General features: G+C 56.8%; 14 protein-coding genes and 1 pseudogene. 11 read left to right on the top strand and 4 right to left on the bottom strand.

Annotated elements, in window-relative coordinates; translation table 11 throughout:
• Window positions 1-2 precede the first annotated feature (2 nt).
• The 3 genes from AAE514_RS04430 to AAE514_RS04420 all read left to right on the top strand — a co-directional run bounded on the left by AAE514_RS04430 (window position 3) and on the right by AAE514_RS04420 (window position 4,506).
• The gene (locus AAE514_RS04430) at window positions 3-2,468 is read left to right on the top strand and encodes an ABC transporter permease (RefSeq protein ID WP_347330301.1); all 2,466 of its coding nucleotides are present in this window, start codon (window positions 3-5) and stop codon (window positions 2,466-2,468) included.
• A 128-nt stretch (window positions 2,469-2,596) separates the two neighbouring features.
• Entirely contained in the window at window positions 2,597-3,991 is a 1,395-nt protein-coding gene (locus AAE514_RS04425) for an MATE family efflux transporter (protein ID WP_347330300.1), read from the top strand.
• 257 nt (window positions 3,992-4,248) lie between these two features.
• Window positions 4,249-4,506 carry a DUF4404 family protein gene (locus tag AAE514_RS04420; protein ID WP_347330299.1) on the top strand — a complete coding sequence of 86 codons (258 nt, stop codon included), beginning with the start codon at window positions 4,249-4,251 and terminating at the stop codon, window positions 4,504-4,506.
• A 108-nt stretch (window positions 4,507-4,614) separates the two neighbouring features.
• On the opposite strand, the gene AAE514_RS04415 is transcribed toward AAE514_RS04420, so the two are convergent.
• A complete protein-coding gene (locus AAE514_RS04415; RefSeq protein ID WP_347330298.1) occupies window positions 4,615-4,863 on the bottom strand; it encodes a 4-diphosphocytidyl-2C-methyl-D-erythritol kinase in 249 nt (82 codons plus the stop codon).
• Between the two features lie 229 nt (window positions 4,864-5,092).
• Here AAE514_RS04415 and cueR point away from each other — a divergent pair, with 229 nt between their 5' ends.
• From cueR to AAE514_RS04395, 4 genes and pseudogenes are all read left to right on the top strand, one after another.
• Window positions 5,093-5,497 carry a Cu(I)-responsive transcriptional regulator gene (gene cueR, locus AAE514_RS04410; protein WP_347330297.1) on the top strand — a complete coding sequence of 135 codons (405 nt, stop codon included), beginning with the start codon at window positions 5,093-5,095 and terminating at the stop codon, window positions 5,495-5,497.
• Window positions 5,498-5,782: 285 nt separating this feature from the next.
• Window positions 5,783-5,965 (top strand): annotated as a pseudogene (locus AAE514_RS04405) (IS256 family transposase); the annotation flags it as partial.
• Between the two features lie 79 nt (window positions 5,966-6,044).
• Complete coding sequence (locus AAE514_RS04400; protein ID WP_347330296.1) at window positions 6,045-6,263, top strand: hypothetical protein; 219 nt, start codon at window positions 6,045-6,047, stop codon at window positions 6,261-6,263.
• A gap of 364 nt (window positions 6,264-6,627) precedes the next feature.
• Window positions 6,628-6,987 carry a hypothetical protein gene (locus AAE514_RS04395; protein WP_347330295.1) on the top strand — a complete coding sequence of 120 codons (360 nt, stop codon included), beginning with the start codon at window positions 6,628-6,630 and terminating at the stop codon, window positions 6,985-6,987.
• Window positions 6,988-7,337: 350 nt separating this feature from the next.
• Here AAE514_RS04395 and AAE514_RS04390 read toward each other — a convergent pair whose 3' ends face one another.
• Together AAE514_RS04390 and AAE514_RS04385 are read right to left on the bottom strand one after the other, a co-directional pair.
• Window positions 7,338-7,712, bottom strand: coding sequence for a GtrA family protein (locus tag AAE514_RS04390; protein WP_347330294.1), 375 nt, complete (start codon window positions 7,710-7,712; stop codon window positions 7,338-7,340).
• Window positions 7,702-8,655 carry a glycosyltransferase family 2 protein gene (locus AAE514_RS04385; protein ID WP_347330293.1) on the bottom strand — a complete coding sequence of 318 codons (954 nt, stop codon included), beginning with the start codon at window positions 8,653-8,655 and terminating at the stop codon, window positions 7,702-7,704. The genes AAE514_RS04390 and AAE514_RS04385 overlap by 11 nt, the downstream gene beginning before the upstream one ends.
• 290 nt (window positions 8,656-8,945) lie before the next feature.
• Here AAE514_RS04385 and prfB point away from each other — a divergent pair.
• From prfB to AAE514_RS04365, 4 genes are all read left to right on the top strand, one after another.
• Window positions 8,946-10,041 (top strand): peptide chain release factor 2 gene (gene prfB / locus AAE514_RS04380; RefSeq protein ID WP_347330292.1). Its coding sequence is split into 2 segments (ribosomal slippage): window positions 8,946-9,017 and window positions 9,019-10,041, totalling 1,095 coding nucleotides; the frame shifts between segments, so codons are not numbered across the junction.
• Between the two features lie 40 nt (window positions 10,042-10,081).
• Window positions 10,082-11,566: a lysine--tRNA ligase gene (lysS, locus tag AAE514_RS04375; RefSeq protein WP_347330291.1), complete on the top strand. Its 1,485-nt coding sequence runs from the start codon at window positions 10,082-10,084 to the stop codon at window positions 11,564-11,566.
• 15 nt (window positions 11,567-11,581) lie between these two features.
• On the top strand, window positions 11,582-12,430 hold the full coding sequence (trxA, locus tag AAE514_RS04370; protein WP_347330290.1) for a thioredoxin: 849 nt from the start codon (window positions 11,582-11,584) through the stop codon (window positions 12,428-12,430).
• A 521-nt stretch (window positions 12,431-12,951) separates the two neighbouring features.
• A complete protein-coding gene (locus tag AAE514_RS04365; protein WP_347330289.1) occupies window positions 12,952-13,971 on the top strand; it encodes a LacI family DNA-binding transcriptional regulator in 1,020 nt (339 codons plus the stop codon).
• Here AAE514_RS04365 and glk read toward each other — a convergent pair.
• Window positions 13,945-14,949: a glucokinase gene (glk, locus tag AAE514_RS04360; RefSeq protein WP_347330288.1), complete on the bottom strand. Its 1,005-nt coding sequence runs from the start codon at window positions 14,947-14,949 to the stop codon at window positions 13,945-13,947. The two genes, AAE514_RS04365 and glk, sit on opposite strands and share 27 nt — an antisense overlap.
• Window positions 14,950-15,267: the final 318 nt, after the last annotated feature.

The following is a 15,267-nucleotide window of genomic DNA, read 5'->3' as shown; positions in this document are numbered from 1 at the left end:
TCATGCTGTCAGCACGATTATTGTGGCGCAACTGGCGCAGTGGAGAGGTACGGCTGCTGAGCGTCGCCTTGGTGATGGCGGTAATGGTGGTCAGTGCCATCGCGATTTTCACCGATCGCCTGGATGCGACCCTGGTGCAGCAGAGCAACAACCTGCTGGGGGCCGACCGGGTGGTTCGGGGCTCCGATCCTCACCACTCCAACTGGGAGAACGAGGCCGCCTCCCGCGACCTGCAACAGAGCCGGTTGGTGGAGTTCTCCTCCATGGTTTACAAGGGCGATGCCATGCACCTGGCGTCGATCAAGGCGGTCGATGAGGGCTACCCGCTTCGGGGAGTGGTGGAGACGACCGCGAAACCCTGGACGGCGGAACCGCCGCAAGTGGCCGAGGGCATTCCCGCCCCTGGGGAGGCCTGGGTCGACGCCCGCCTCTTGCCACTGCTCGATATTGAGCTCGGGGACACCTTTGGTGTGGGCGATTATCAACTGACGGCCTCCCGAGTGATGGTGCGCCAGCCCGACGGCGCCAGCTCTATTTTTATGACCGGCGGCCGGGTTTTGATGAACATCGCCGATCTTGAGAAAACCGGCGTGGTGCAGCCGGGGAGCCGGGTGAGCTACCAATGGCTATTGGCGGCGAGTCGGCCGGCGGAACTCGAGAACTTTATGGGCTGGCTCGAGCCCCGGTTGAGCGAGCACTACCGCGTGGTGGATATTGAGTCCTCCCAGCAGCGCCTGGCCCAGACGCTGGATCGCGGCAAACAGTTCCTGCTGCTGGCCGCCGTGGTCGGTGTGCTGTTGGCCGGGGTGGCCATTGGACTGGCCGCCCGGCAGTTCGCCGACCGCCACGTAGATCAGGTCGCCTTAATGAAAAGCCTGGGCGCCGGTGCCGGGCGCATTCGTCGATTGTACTTCGGGCAACTGATTATTCTCTCCGCCGTGGCTTCGGTGTTTGGGGTGTTTCTGGGTGAGGGCTTCCAGCAACTGGTGGCCTATGGCCTGGCTTCATTTTTTGAGTTAACGCTTGCACCGCCCGGTTGGCTGGCCTATATGCTGAGCCTGTTCAGCGGCCTGGTGTGTCTGATGTTTTTTGCGCTCCCGGCGCTGTGGTTTTTACCGGGCGTGCCGCCGCTGAAAATTCTGCGGCGCGAGTTGAGTGTTGATCGCGTTCAGGTCTGGACCCAGGTGGTGTTGGCCCTGTTAGCGGTAACCCTGCTAGTGGTGTTGTTCAGTCGGGACTGGAAGTTGGCCCTGAGCGTTGTGGCGGCGCTTCTGGTTGTGGTGGTGTCCACCTCGGTGCTCGGCCTGGCCTTGTTGCAACTGAGCCGCCGGCTGACAACGGGGGCGAGCAGCGTCTGGCGCCTGGCCGTGGCCAACCTGCAACGCCGTCGCGGCCACAGTTTGGTTCAAATGGTGATTTTCTCCATCGCGATTATGTTGTTGATTACGCTTACGGTGGTGCGCACCTCTCTGGTGGAGGATTGGCGCTTGCAGCTGCCGGAAGAGGCACCCAACCACTTTCTGGTCAATGTGGCCCCGGATGAGGTGGAGGGAGTCCAGACACTGCTGGACAGTAACCAAGTGGATCGGCAACCCCTATATCCGATGGTGCGCGGTCGTTTGACTCACATTAACGATGAAGAAAAGAGCCGGGATCGTCTCAACCGGGAGGCCAATCTGACCTGGAGCGGCACGCTGGGTGAGGACAACAAAATCGTGGCTGGCCAGTGGTGGGACCAGTGGCAGGGTGATGAGCTGCCGGGCGTGTCGGTAGAAGAAGAGTTGGCGGAGGAGCTGGGCATTGAGCTCGGGGACCGCCTGCGTTTCTCTATCGGCGGCTTGACCGAAGAGGCCGAAGTGGCCAGCTTCCGCTCCCTGGACTGGCAATCCATGAACCCTAATTTCTTTTTCATTTTCGAGCCCGGCGCCCTTGCGGACTATTCGGCCACTTACATTACCAGTGCCTACATTCCCTCGGAACAGAAGCCGCTGGTGAACGAGCTGATGCGCGAGCACCCGACCATATTGTTGATTGAACTGGATCGGGTGTTTGAGCAAATTCGAACCGTGATTACCCAAGTTACCAAAGGCATTCAATTGGTTCTGGTGCTCACGGTGGTTGGCGGGGCCTTGGTGTTGCTGGCCGCAGTCACCACGAGTTTGGATGCCCGTAAACAGGAGGCCGGCCTGCTGCGTGCCCTGGGTAGCCCCCGGCGGCTGGTGGTGGGCAGTGTCTGGGCGGAATTCTCTATTCTCGGAGGCCTATCCGGGGTGGTTGCCGTTATCGGATCGGAAGCGTTGCTGCTCAGCTTGCAGCACTTCGTGCTTGAGATACCGATTCGGCCCCATTATCTCTTTTGGGTGTTGGGGCCCGTGCTCGGTGCCGTGTTTGTGGGGTTGCTTGGCGCCGTTAGCTGCCGCGGCGCCGTAACGACTCCCCCCGCCGTGGTGCTGCGCGAGGCGGCGTAGAGTCTATAGCCGGTGCCGAGGGGTGAGACACCTCTGAGTCGGATTGGGCCGGCGAGGTCATACGGACTATAATGCGCCAATTAATCATGCGGAGAGCCACGGCTCTCCGTTTTTTGTAGGAGCAGTGTTTGAGTAATCAGCCAAAAAGCCGGGTGCTGGACAAGGGCCTATGGGGCATGAGTGCGCCCATGTTGGTGGACCAGGCGGTCACCTTTACCATCCCGCTGACCGACATGTTCTTTCTCAGCCGCATTTCCGACAATGCGGCCGCCGCCGTGGGGGCAGTGTCGCCCCTGGTGTTCGCCGGCAACACCCTGCTGATGGTGACCGCCTTTGCCGGCTCGAGCATTGCCAGCCAGCGTATTGGGGCCAATAAGTACGAGACGGCCAACGCCACCATTATGGCCTATGTGCTGTTGATCGCGGGCCTGGCGGTCCTTACCGCCATGGCGATCAATACCGGCGGCGCGTATGTGGCCGGCTGGATGCCCCTGTCCGAAACCGTGGAAACCCACTCGGTCACCTATCTTGGCATTATCGGCTGGATGGTCGCCATCTGGGGCCTGCGTGCCTCCTACCAAACCATCTTGAACGTCTACGGGGAGCCCAAGTGGAATACCGTTAGTAACTTTGTTTTCTTTGGTGCGAATATTCTGGGAAATAGCATCGTGGTGTTCGGCCTGTTCGGTGTCGAACCCATGGGCGTCGATGGGGTGGCCATGGCCAGCGTCGCCGCCATCGCCTGTAGCTTTCTGTTTACCGCCACTATTGTTCACTGGAAACTGAAAGTGCGCTTGCCCCTTCGCCAGGGCATTCGCGAATTTCGTTCGCTGATCAAACCTGTGCTCCGCATCGCGGCCCCGGCCAGCCTGGAGCCGGTGTCTTTCAACATGTACATGATCATGCTCAACTGGATTGTTGCGGAAGTGGGTGACTTGGCGCTGAAGGTCAAGGTCTACGCGTTCAATACGTTTCTCTTCTGCCTGATGATCTCGGTGGCCTTGAGTATGGCCACGGAGGTGATTATCGCTCAGCGAGTAGGTCGCAACGAGTTTGATGAGGCAGACCGTCAGATGCGCCGCAGCGTTAAGATCGCGATGTGGGGCACTGGGTTGCTGGCGTTGTTCTGGGTGATTTTTAACCAGCCGGTGCTGAGTATTTACACGGATGACCCGGCGATTCTGGCGTTCGGCTTTTGGGTGTTTGTACTCGCCTTCATTTCGGAGCCGGCCAGAACGGTGAACATTGTGATGGGAGGCGCGCTCCGCTCCACGGGGGATGCGGCTTTTATCTCTTATTCCACGATCGCGATCATTTGGCTGTTCTCGGTGCCTTTGGCTTACGTTCTGACGATTACGCTCGGATGGGGAATTTATGGTGTAATGGTGGCGGCTGTGGTGGATGAGTCGGTCAGGGCGGTGATTAAGTGGTGGCGCTGGCGCCAGGGGCACTGGAAGGAGTACGGTGTAGCGGCGCGGGAGGCGAGAGAGGCCAAAAGGCGAGCGATGAAGCAAACGTCTTAGTGTCTTTGTTGTCTATACTATAACTAGCTGCAACGGATAGGAAGGAAATTCGGAACGGTGCCTTCGGATAGTCCGGGGCGCTGCACGGTAGAGCATCCCAGGACACGCCGTAAATACGTCCCTGTAGGCTCGAATCGCGGGTCCCCCGCTCCACGGTCCTGGGATGCTCTACCGCACACCGCCCCTCAGTGCCAGCGGCTCGTGGCGCAGGTACAGGGTGGGAGAATGAGTTCATTAATTGAAATAACGAGGTGACTATGCCCCAGGAAAGAGTACGGAATCTGATTACCGAAATGCATGAGATGTATGGGGACGAAGAGCCCAGTGAGCCCCAGAAGCGCCTGATGGAGCAGCTGGAGCTGCATACTCACCCTCAGGGGACCAAAGACGAGTACGGAGAGCCGGTGCCGTTGGATACGCTGGAAATGCTAGTGGAGGAGATGGCCGCCGAGCACCCGCGTACTGCCGGTGTGATGAGAGAGATTCTGGAAACGCTGAAGAATATTGGGGTGTAGCGGACCCGGAAGCAGCCATGACAAAAAAGCCCGCAATTCGCGGGTTTTTTTGTAGGAGGTGGCATTTGAACCGGCGGCTGCTTTGGGCATTAACGTTTGCGGCTCAGTTCAGCCGACCCAGGCGAAGGCCACTCCGGCTCGTTCGATGTAGAGGTATTCCACTTTTTCCGTGGCCGGATGGCAGGCGTGGCGGAAGTGGTGGTGGTTCTGTGTAGACCCCATATATTCCCACCCCTGACCGTAGCACTCACAGACCGGGTCGCCTTGATTCAGGCGCTCGTTGGCGAGTTGATCCCACATGGTTTCCCACTCGGGATCGGTCATGCTGAGGTATTCCATGGCTGACGCTCCGGTCATGTTGATAGTCCTACTTTAATATCCTCACCTTTAATGTCAAATATTATTTCTAAGTATATGATATACCTATCAAAAATGAGTTGTTGTTGTGCGGTGGGTCACACTATTTTGGGGGCGGCATCTTGCCGCTTTTGTTTAAAAGTTGGTCTGTGGCGCCGAAAAAGGTTATAGTTGGTGGAAAGTTTTTGAGTGCCAGAGAACGTATGGTGTGGTGGAGGCTAGAAAACGTATGAATATTGGGCAGGCGGCTGAGCGCAGTGGGCTGAATAGTAAGACGATCCGGTACTATGAGAGTCTGGGTTTGGTGGAGCCGGATCGAGCGGAGAATGGTTATCGGGATTATACGAGTGATGATGTGGCTCGGCTTCGGTTTCTTCAGCATTGTCGGGCGGTGGGGTTTAATTTGGATGAGTGTCGGGAGTTGCTGGCGCTTTATGAGGATCCGAACCGGCGCAGTGCGGAGGTGAAGGCTTTGGTGATGTCGCATGTGGCTCAGGTGGAAGCTCAGCTGGAGCAGTTGGAGACGATGCGTGGGACTCTTCTGTCGATGGCTGAGCAGTGTCCTGGGGACGACCATGCCGATTGCGCCATTATCGATAACTTGGCTCAGCCCATGCCGTTTAAGTTGGTTTAGGTGTTTGGGGAGAGAGTCAGGGGGGCTACAGGTTGTAGACCCGCCGTGAATACTTCCCTGTAGGCTTCTCATCGGCATGCCGCGGCTTTGGCTTCCTGCGTCGCTCTAGCATCTACATTCCTGTAGGCGTCAGAGAATCTCCAACCGGATTTTCCGGGAGATAGTTTGCCGCTTTTTGTTTAAATGTTGACCTGTATGCCACAAAGGGTTGCAGTAACTGCAATGTTTTGGAGCAGGTGTCGATCTGTTGTGACTGGGAGGCTAGAAAGCGTATGAACATTGGACAGTCGGAAGACGACACTGGCCATGGCGTATAAGCTAATGGTCACGGCCCAGAAAAAGTGGCGACGCTTACGAAGCTACAAGCTGTTGGCCGATGTCATTCAGGGAGTTCGATTCAAGGACGGCGATTTTGTAGAGCCGGACCAACAACAGGGTCACCCTGAAGCGGCTGTACACCAGGTTTGACTATAGCTGCCAACTCCCGCACACTTCGTTGTCACCAGTAGCTGTCCGATACGATAGGAATATACAAGGAGCGAATGAAATGAGCAAAGATCTTCTGAACCACCTGAAGGAGCTTCGGCCCGAGTCCGGGGTAAAAATAGCACAATCCATTGTTCATGGGTTTCATGGCGTAAGTAACTCAAAAGGCGAAGCGGGAAAAACATTGATCAAGCCAGATATGACGGCTAATGCTCAATGGAAATGGAAAATTAACGGCAGTCCTCAATCGTTCACGTCGATAGAAAACCATATTGTGTGAGAAAAGGTTCAGGCATTTGGTGAAAATGAGGATGGCGGTTTTATTGAGCGTTTGAATGTTGCGTTACAAGGTGGGAAGAGTTACCCCATTTTGTCTTTGGTTTCCGGTGCAATAGTAGGTGCTGCCTCTTCAGGCGTCGGTCTTTTATTCTCGGCAACATCTACAGTTGCTAGCATGTCAAAACGTAGTCATAGAGTGTTAGCTCGGCCAGGAGATCAAATATGGAAAATGGAAGAACTCGGTAAAGTACAGTCTGGAAGTGGGTATAAAGCCGTGCACGTGTTGTCATTTTTTGTGATTGATCCATTCCGTGATTTCTCAAAATTTCGAAATAGAGGATGGCTTATTCACGAGGAGAGGACTGATGTCGATTTGGGGTAGAGTGGGCAAGAAGGCCTTAGGTCTTAGCTTTTTGACATTACTTCTGGCCCTGGGGGCATGCTCTAGCGCTTCGTCAAGGGATGATCTAGGGGAAGAGTTATGTGCCATTTACGGGGCTGCGCTGTCTGAAAATATAGACGATAAGGATAAGGCTCTATATAGGGCGGAAAAAGTCAGCAAAGAGATAGAGCAAAAATTGCCAGATTATTACAATAAACACCATGTCAACATTGTGGCGGCGGCGCCTGGCGATCAGTATGACTTGGCAAAGACGGCGGTAAAATACGAGTCTGGTAGCGACTGGGACTGTCCAGCCATGAAACGCTATCTTGGCATGGAGTAGAAAAATCTTAGACAGTCTTTTTTGCGTCAGAATATAGACAGCAGAATCATCGGCATCTATGCCGCGGCTTTGGCTTCCTGCGTCGCCCTAACACCTACATCCATGTAGGCGTCAGAGAGTCTCCGAACGGTATACCCCACCCCTGACCGCACGTTTAGAGGTATCTGACAGCGTTACGAAAAGTCCTGGTAGAGGTAATCGAAAGCACTGAGGCCGCGGGCGGGAGAACCTCCATGCAAGACCGTTAATCGCGGGACACGTATTATCGAGCTACAGGGATGTACTTGCAGCGTGTCTTGCATGGAGGTTCTCCCGCCTGCGGCCGGTCGGGACGCTACTTCACGAGCCCCTTACCGTACTCGATAAACCCAGAACTTGTTCAACAGAAACGACACTATCGGCACCGAGACGACGACAAGACTTAAGGTTACCCGAGAGGGAAGGGTGGTGCCGCTCTCCAGGGCCCATAAAAGCGCCTCACTGAACAGAAACGTTGATACCGAGGCCACCACGAAGCGTTGCAAGGTGGCGCGGGTTAAAGCCACCTGGAACGTGAACAAGCCATGCCCGAAATACGATACCGCCATCGCCGTTACGTAGCCCATAAGGTTCGCCACGTACACACTGATACCGGCCACCTCGTGGGCCGACAGGGCGATCAGGTAGTGCGTCAGCGTGGCGGCAACGCCCACCACGCCGAAACAGAATAGCTGCCTAAGAAGCATCCGAATCCTCAAACCCCCACTTTGACGCCACCAAATAAATAGGGCGGTTCTTCACCTCTTTGTAAATCCGGCCCACATACTCCCCGAGCAGCCCCAGGAAGAACAACTGAATACCCCCCAGGAACAGGATTACCACCATCGTCGAGGCATAACCCGGTACATCCACGCCCGTGGTCAGCGTGTTAATAACCACCACCACCGCATAGATAAAGGCAAAAAACGACACCGTCAGCCCCAGGTACGTGCCGATGCGAATCGGGAAGGTGCTGAACGAGGTGATACCGCTGAGGGCGAAGTTCCACAGCTTCCAGTAGTTAAACTTACTTGTCCCCTGAGCCCGCTCCTGGCGGTCGAACTCAATCACCGTATGGCGGAAGCCAGGCCAGCAGAACAGCCCCTTCATAAAGCGGTCCTTTTCCGGCAGTTGCTTGATGGCATCCACCGCACGGCGATCCATTAAGCGGAAGTCGCCTACGTTCTCGGGGATATGGATCTCGCTCATCTTATTGAACAGCCGGTAGAACCAGTGGGCGGTATTGCGCTTCATCAGGCTGTCGGTGTCGCGGGAAGCCCGTTTGGCGTAGACCACCTCATACTCGCCCGTGCGCCACTTCTCCACCATGGCGCCAATCAACTCCGGTGGGTCCTGCAGGTCCGCGTCAATGGGCAGGACCGCGTCGCCCTGGGCATGGTCCAGGGCCGCCGTCATGGCCGCTTCCTTGCCGAAGTTGCGGGTCAGCGCGAGGACCTTGATTTTTGGGTTGCGCTCGGCGTGTTGTCTCAGGCGCTCGAGCGTATCGTCCGCCGAGCCGTCGTCCACGCAGATGATTTCATAGTCGATCGGCACCGCCTGCATGCAGTGCTCCAGGGTTTCAAAGAAGAAGTCGACCCCGTCGGATTCGTTGTACATCGGTGTCAGGATCGATAACAACTGAGTGTGCATACCATTGCTCCGGGTTGGGAGTTATTCGTTATTGGTGTCTTTGGCCGTGGCGGCTTTTTGACCCCCGTCGAAAATGCCGCCGGCATTTTCCACCGTTTGGCGGCGGTTTTACAGGCCCAGTTTGCCAGTTTGTGCAGTAGATCGCCATTTTCGGTTTCGTCGTAAGCCGCGTGGGCGCTGGCGGGAGCGGGCGGATCTGCGTTAGAATGCGCGCCCTTAACCGAATTCATTTCATTGCCGAGACGGGCCCGCATCGGGCGCCGGGCTCGGTGAGCAATTAGCGAGCCTTTATGGAAACCAATCCGCTGCTGAACCAATTGAAAGACCTGGCTGAGCGCACCGAGGTGCTTAGGGGGTATCTTTGACTACGCTCAGAGGAAAGAGCGTTTAACCGAAGTTGAGCTTGAACTGGGCGAGCCTCAGGTCTGGGAAAACCCGGACCGCGCCCAGGCCCTGGGCAAGGAGCGGGCCTCTCTGGAGCTGGTGGTCAGTACCATTGAAGACCTGGACGCCGGCGTCAGTGACTGCCGGGAGCTGCTCGACATGGCCGCCGAAGAAGAGGACGATGGCGCGGTGGGCGATGTCGCCAGCGAGATAGAGCGGCTGGATAAGCAGCTCCAGGTGCTGGAATTCCGCCGCATGTTTTCCGGCGAAATGGATGAAAACAACGCCTACCTGGACATTCAGTCCGGCTCCGGTGGTACCGAGGCCCAGGACTGGGCCGAAATGGTCCTGCGGATGTACCTGCGTTGGGGCGAACAAAAGGGCTTTAAAACCACCTTGGAGGAAGTCTCCGCCGGTGACGTGGCAGGCATCAAAAGTGCCACCATTCGTTTCGAGGGCGAGTACGCCTTCGGCTGGCTGAGAACGGAAACCGGCGTTCATCGCCTGGTGCGCAAATCTCCGTTTGACTCGGGCAATCGCCGCCATACCTCCTTCTGCTCGGTGTTCGTCTCGCCGGAAATTGATGAAAACATCGAAATTGATATCAATCCGTCCGACCTGCGTACCGACACCTACCGTGCCAGTGGCGCCGGTGGTCAGCACGTTAACAAAACCGACTCGGCGGTGCGTATTACCCACGTACCTACCGGCATTGTGGTGAGCTGCCAGAGTGAACGCTCCCAGCACCAGAATCGGGACCGGGCCATGAACATGCTCCGAGCCAAAATGTACGAGCAGGAAATCCTCAAGCGCAGTGCCGAAAAGCAGGCCATGGAAGACAATAAGGCCGATATTGGCTGGGGCAGCCAGATTCGCTCCTACGTGCTGGATGATCAACGCATTAAAGACTTGCGCACCAGCGTGCAGACCAGCAACTGCCAGAACGTATTGGATGGTTCGCTGGACCAGTTTATCGTCGCCAGTTTGAAAGCGGGCCTGTAATCCAGGCCCTGTCCAATCACCCGCAACCGTTAGAGATGCCATGAGCAAGCCGAATGCCCCCCGGGACGAGAACAGCCTGATTGCCGAACGCCGCGCCAAACTGTCGGCCATTCGCGAGAAGGGCAACCCCTTTCCGAATGATTTTCGTCGGGAAAACACCTGCGCCGCCCTACAGGCCGAGCACCGTGATCGGTCCAAAGAGGACCTGGCGGAGGCCGGGTTTACCGCCAGCGTGGCCGGCCGTGTGATGGCCAAGCGCGGGCCTTTTATGGTGCTGCAGGACGCTTCCGGCACCGTGCAGCTTTATGCGGACAAGGAGACCCAGAAGACCATAAAGGAAACCTGGGGCCAGTGGGACATTGGCGACATTGTCGGCGCTCGGGGCACGGTATACCGCTCCGGTCGAGGGGATCTTTACGTCAACATGGAGCAATACAAGCTTCTGACCAAGTCCCTGCGGCCGTTGCCCGAGAAGTACCACGGCCTGCACGATCAGGAACAGCGCTACCGCCAGCGCTACGTGGACTTGATTATGAATCCCGAGGTGCGCGACACCTTTCGCCTGCGCTCCCAGTGCATTGACTACATCCGGCGCTACCTCAATGGCCGCGAATTCATGGAGGTAGAAACCCCCATGTTGCAGGTTATTCCCGGTGGCGCCACGGCTCGGCCGTTTATCACCCACCACAACGCGCTCGATATCGATATGTACATGCGAGTGGCTCCGGAGCTGTACCTGAAACGGCTGGTGGTGGGCGGTTTTGAGCGGGTCTATGAGATTAACCGCAACTTCCGCAACGAAGGGCTCTCCACCCGGCACAACCCGGAATTCACCATGCTGGAGTTCTATCAGGCCTATGCCGACTTCAATGACCTGATGGACCTGACCGAAGACATGTTGCGAGGCCTTTGCCAGCAGGTGATGGGTGCCACGGTGATCCAGTATCAAGACAGCGAATACGATTTCGGCAAACCGTTTCGCCGCGTTACGGTCTTTGACAGCATTCTGGAGTACAACCCGGAAATCACCGCAGAGCAGATCAGTACTCTGGAAGGCGCCCGCCAAGTCGCGGAAGGCCTCAAGATTCCGCTCAAGGACTCCTGGGGGCTGGGCAAGGTCCAAATCGAAATTTTCGAAGCGACCGTGGAGCACAAGCTGGACCAGCCGACGTTTATCACCGAGTACCCCACGGAAGTTTCGCCCTTGGCGCGCCGGCTGGATACCAAGCCGGAAGTGACCGAGCGCTTTGAGTTCTTTGTCGGTGGGCGGGAGCTGGCCAACGGCTTCTCGGAGTTGAATGACGCCGAAGACCAGGCCGAGCGGTTCCGCGAGCAGGTTCGCGAGAAGGACGCGGGCGATGACGAAGCCATGCACTACGACGCCGACTACATTCGTGCCCTGGAGTACGGACTGCCACCCACGGCCGGGGAGGGCATTGGCATCGACCGCTTGGTGATGCTGTTCGCCGACGCCCCATCCATTCGCGATGTGCTGCTGTTCCCGCACATGCGCCCGGAACACTAACGGAGGCTGTTGCTCATGCATACCATTGACGTCACCATGGAAAACGCCCAGCAGTACGTTATCGACGAATCTTTCAAGCGTCCCGTACTGGTGGACTTTTGGGCCGATTGGTGTGGCCCTTGTAAGACCTTGATGCCCCTGCTTGAAAAGCTGGCCGATGAGTACAACGGCCAGTTCCTTCTGGCGCGTATTAATGCCGATGACCAGCAAACCCTGGCCGGCCAGTTCGGCGTGCGCAGCCTGCCCACCGTGATGCTGATTAAGGACGGTCAACCGCTGGACGGCTTCACTGGCGCTCAGTCCGAAGTGCAAGTCCGTCAGATGCTGGAGCAGCACCTGCCCAAGGTGTGGGAGCAGGAGCTGACCCAGGCTCAGGCACTGCTGGAAGCCGGCGATTACAGCGCCGCTCTGCCCCTGTTGCAGCGGGTGTACGAGGCTTCCGGTCGGCAACCCCAGGTGGCTTGCCTGGTAGCCAGTGCCCAGTTGGAGCTCAACCGGCTGGACGAAGCACAGGCAATGCTGGACACCGTCAAACTGGCGGATCAGGACACCCTGTACCAACAAGTCAAAGCCAAGCTGGAGCTAAAGCAGCAAGCCTCAAAAACGCCCGAAATCGAATCGCTCGAGAAAGCGCTGGAAGGGGATCCGGAGAGCTTGGAAGTAAGCTACAAGCTGGCGGTACAGTACAATCAGGAAGGCTACCAGCGCCAGGCGCTTGAGTTGTTGATTAAGATTCTACGCAAAGACCTGGGCTATGCCGACGGCGGCGCCCGTAAAACGCTCACCGATATTCTCGCCGCTTTGGGCAAGGGTGACCCTCTCGCCATCGAGTACCAGCGCAAGCTTTTCACGCTATTATATTGAGTGCTGGATGGTTGGTTGAGTGTGGGATGGTCGGGACGAAATTACGCTAAAAACGGCAACTATAGTTAAGAAGGGGCGTTCAAAAAGAGAAGTTCAGGGAAGGAACTAGCCCGCCCACCCAGCCGACCGGGCTGGGTGGGCACAAGCCGTACCGCTTTTTTGTGTACCGCCCTGTGTCTTTATAACTGCCTTGTGTTGGTATCTTTTGTTGCTTTTTTAATGCACGTCTCAGTGCAAGTACCAATGCACTGATTAGCGCATGCGTTGCTTTAGATGCAACTAGACCGAAAAATTGCCGATTTTTCAGGCCCCCGGGGCTTGGTAGTCACCCTCAAGGTCCAATTACTATAAAATAAATTGACAGCGCTGTCACCCGGTTTGAACGAAAATTTCCATGGTTTTTTTAGGGCCCGCGCCACGCAAGGGCTAGAGCAGGGTGGTTGGCTTTGATGGCGGCCAACTTGCGTTTCAGGTCGCTTTTTCGGATAGTGCGCACACCCATAACAGAAACGGAGCTCGCCGTGATCAAAGCCACCATCGATAATGTCGCCGCTCTGGCCGGCGTGTCCATAAAAACGGTCTCCCGGGTGGTGAATAAAGAGCCGAATGTGCGCCAGAGTACGCGCGAGAAGGTGCTCAAAGCCATTGCCGAGCTGGACTATCGCCCCAATTTTTCCGCCCGCAGTTTGGCGGGCAACCGCTCGTTCGTGATCGGGTTGCTGTATGACAACCCGAGCGCCAACTATGTGATTGATGTGCAGGACGGGGTGCTCTCCACTTGCCGTGCCCAGGGCTACGACGTATTGATCCACCCCTGCAACCACCAGGATCCGGAGGTCTCCCGCGAAGTGTGGGACCTTATCCGTCAGACCCGTATTGATGGAGTGATTCTAACACCGCCGCTATCAGACGTTGAGTCCATCCTCGATGTGCTCATCCAACGCCAACTGCCGTTCGTGCGTATTGCCCCCACGGTCAAAAAGGCGTTGTCCCCCTACGTTGAAACCAACGACGCCGAAGCAGCCTACGATATGACCTGTGAGCTGATTGCGCTGGGCCATCAACGGATCGGGTTTATCGCCGGTCACCCCGACCACAAAGCGGTCACTCACCGGTTCGAGGGGTATCGGGCGGCACTCGTGGAGAACGACATTGATCTGGATGACTCCCTGCTGGTTCAGGGATATAACTCATTTGAGTCCGGTGAGCAGGCCGCTCAACAGCTGCTGGGGCTGGAGGCAAGGCCCTCGGCCATTTTTGCGGCGAACGACGATATGGCTGCCGGCGTTATGATGGTGGCCCATCAGAGTGGTTTGAGTATTCCCGGAGATTTGTCCGTGGCGGGTTTTGATGACACGCCCGTGGCTCACCAGATCTGGCCTTCCCTGACCACCGTCCGGCAGCCCATTCAGGCCATGGCCCAAAAGGCCACCGATCTGTTGCTCAAACAGTTGCAGGGGAAGGACGTCCAGCTACCGGCCAGTATGCTCAGTTCAAGCCTGATTCGCCGGGACTCAACTGGCCCGGCGCTCCGTTGCTAGGGACGGGGTGTGATCGACTAACCAAGCCGCGGTGCCAACCAGGGCCGCCTTGTCGTGCATGATAATATTCAGGGGGATGCGACCCACATAGTTGGCCATGGGGCCCTTGCTTCGGTAGCGGTTGACCAGTTCGGTGCTCTCAATATAGTCCGCGATTTTAGGGGCAATTCCCCCACCGAGGAAAACGCCCCCCTGGGCTCCCAAGCAAAGCGCCCGATCTCCCACCGCGCTGCCGAGCATGGCACAGAACATATCCAGGCTTTCTTTACAGCGCGGGTCGGCGCCACTTTGGCCCTTTTCGTTGATGTCCACCGGTTCGTAGTCTTCCGGCTCCGCGCCATCAATCTCGGCCAGGGCGCGATAAATCCTTACCAAACCCTGGCCGCAGATCAGGGTCTCCACCGATACGTGGGATTGTCGTTTCAGCAGAGTTTGAAGAACGGCGATTTCCCGCTCGTTGCCGGGGGCAAAGTTGGTGTGGCCACCTTCGGTGGCGATCGTTTTCCAGCGCCCGTCGCAGGGGATCAGGGCCGCCATGCCAAAGCCGGTACCCGGCCCCAGGACCAGTGAGGGGGCGGTTGGGTCGGCGCTGCCTTTTACCAGTGGGCGGAGCATATCCGGCTTTAAGTGGGGCGTGGCGTAGGCGAGGGCGGCGAAGTCATTGATCACATCCAGTGCCTTCATGCCCAGCGTTTTCCGCAGCTCCTCAATGCCGAACTCCCAGTCGAGGTTGGTCATGCGAACTCGGCCATCGTGGATGGGGCCCGCAATCGCGAGGCAGGCGTATTCAGGGAGTTTAACGCCCGCCTTGTCGGCATAGGCGCGAATCATCTGATCAATGCCAGGGTAATCGGCGCACCTTAAACTGTGCTGCTCGGTGGCGGTAAAGTCGGGAGGAGTTGCGCGAGCCGTGTCGAGGCTCACCAAGCCAAAGCGGGCGTTGGTGCCGCCGATATCCGCTACCAGAATAAAGCTCATAGAGTTCCCCGCTTGATCTTGCTGTTTTCTATCGTGCGCCGGACCGCTGTTATCAGTATCGCACTGGTTCTTCATTTTAAAAGCTGGGAGAGTCTACGGTTGGTTGACAGCGCTGTCAATCCAATTGTCGCACAAATCCTCCTAAGTGATGCTTAAATGATCAATTCTTGGGGAAAATGGAACTCTAGCCGGGGTCGTTACTTATACTCACAGGCGGGCTTTTAAGGGGTGTAACCGGTAACATTTTGTTTTTTGAAAAAGTGTGCTAACTTTAACCTCATTGGTGAATTCAGTGGACGGCGTACCCCTCTAAGTCAG

The organism is Marinimicrobium locisalis (assembly GCF_039822625.1).
Lineage (GTDB): Bacteria > Pseudomonadota > Gammaproteobacteria > Pseudomonadales > Cellvibrionaceae > Marinimicrobium > Marinimicrobium locisalis.
This window is presented reverse-complemented; position numbering and strand designations above follow the sequence as displayed.

Bases quoted from the DNA above. Each gene is read 5' to 3' on its own strand.
- AAE514_RS04430 (WP_347330301.1), top strand. From the start codon at position 3: ATGCTGTCAGCACGATTATTGTGGCGCAACTGGCGCAGTGGAGAGGTA.
- AAE514_RS04420 (WP_347330299.1), top strand. From the start codon at position 4,249: ATGCCCCAGGAAAGAGTACGGAATCTGATTACCGAAATGCATGAGATG.
- AAE514_RS04415 (WP_347330298.1), bottom strand. From the start codon at position 4,863: ATGACCGGAGCGTCAGCCATGGAATACCTCAGCATGACCGATCCCGAG.
- cueR (WP_347330297.1), top strand. From the start codon at position 5,093: ATGAATATTGGGCAGGCGGCTGAGCGCAGTGGGCTGAATAGTAAGACG.
- AAE514_RS04400 (WP_347330296.1), top strand. From the start codon at position 6,045: ATGAGCAAAGATCTTCTGAACCACCTGAAGGAGCTTCGGCCCGAGTCC.
- AAE514_RS04395 (WP_347330295.1), top strand. From the start codon at position 6,628: ATGTCGATTTGGGGTAGAGTGGGCAAGAAGGCCTTAGGTCTTAGCTTT.
- AAE514_RS04390 (WP_347330294.1), bottom strand. From the start codon at position 7,712: ATGCTTCTTAGGCAGCTATTCTGTTTCGGCGTGGTGGGCGTTGCCGCC.
- AAE514_RS04385 (WP_347330293.1), bottom strand. From the start codon at position 8,655: ATGCACACTCAGTTGTTATCGATCCTGACACCGATGTACAACGAATCC.
- lysS (WP_347330291.1), top strand. From the start codon at position 10,082: ATGAGCAAGCCGAATGCCCCCCGGGACGAGAACAGCCTGATTGCCGAA.
- trxA (WP_347330290.1), top strand. From the start codon at position 11,582: ATGCATACCATTGACGTCACCATGGAAAACGCCCAGCAGTACGTTATC.
- glk (WP_347330288.1), bottom strand. From the start codon at position 14,949: ATGAGCTTTATTCTGGTAGCGGATATCGGCGGCACCAACGCCCGCTTT.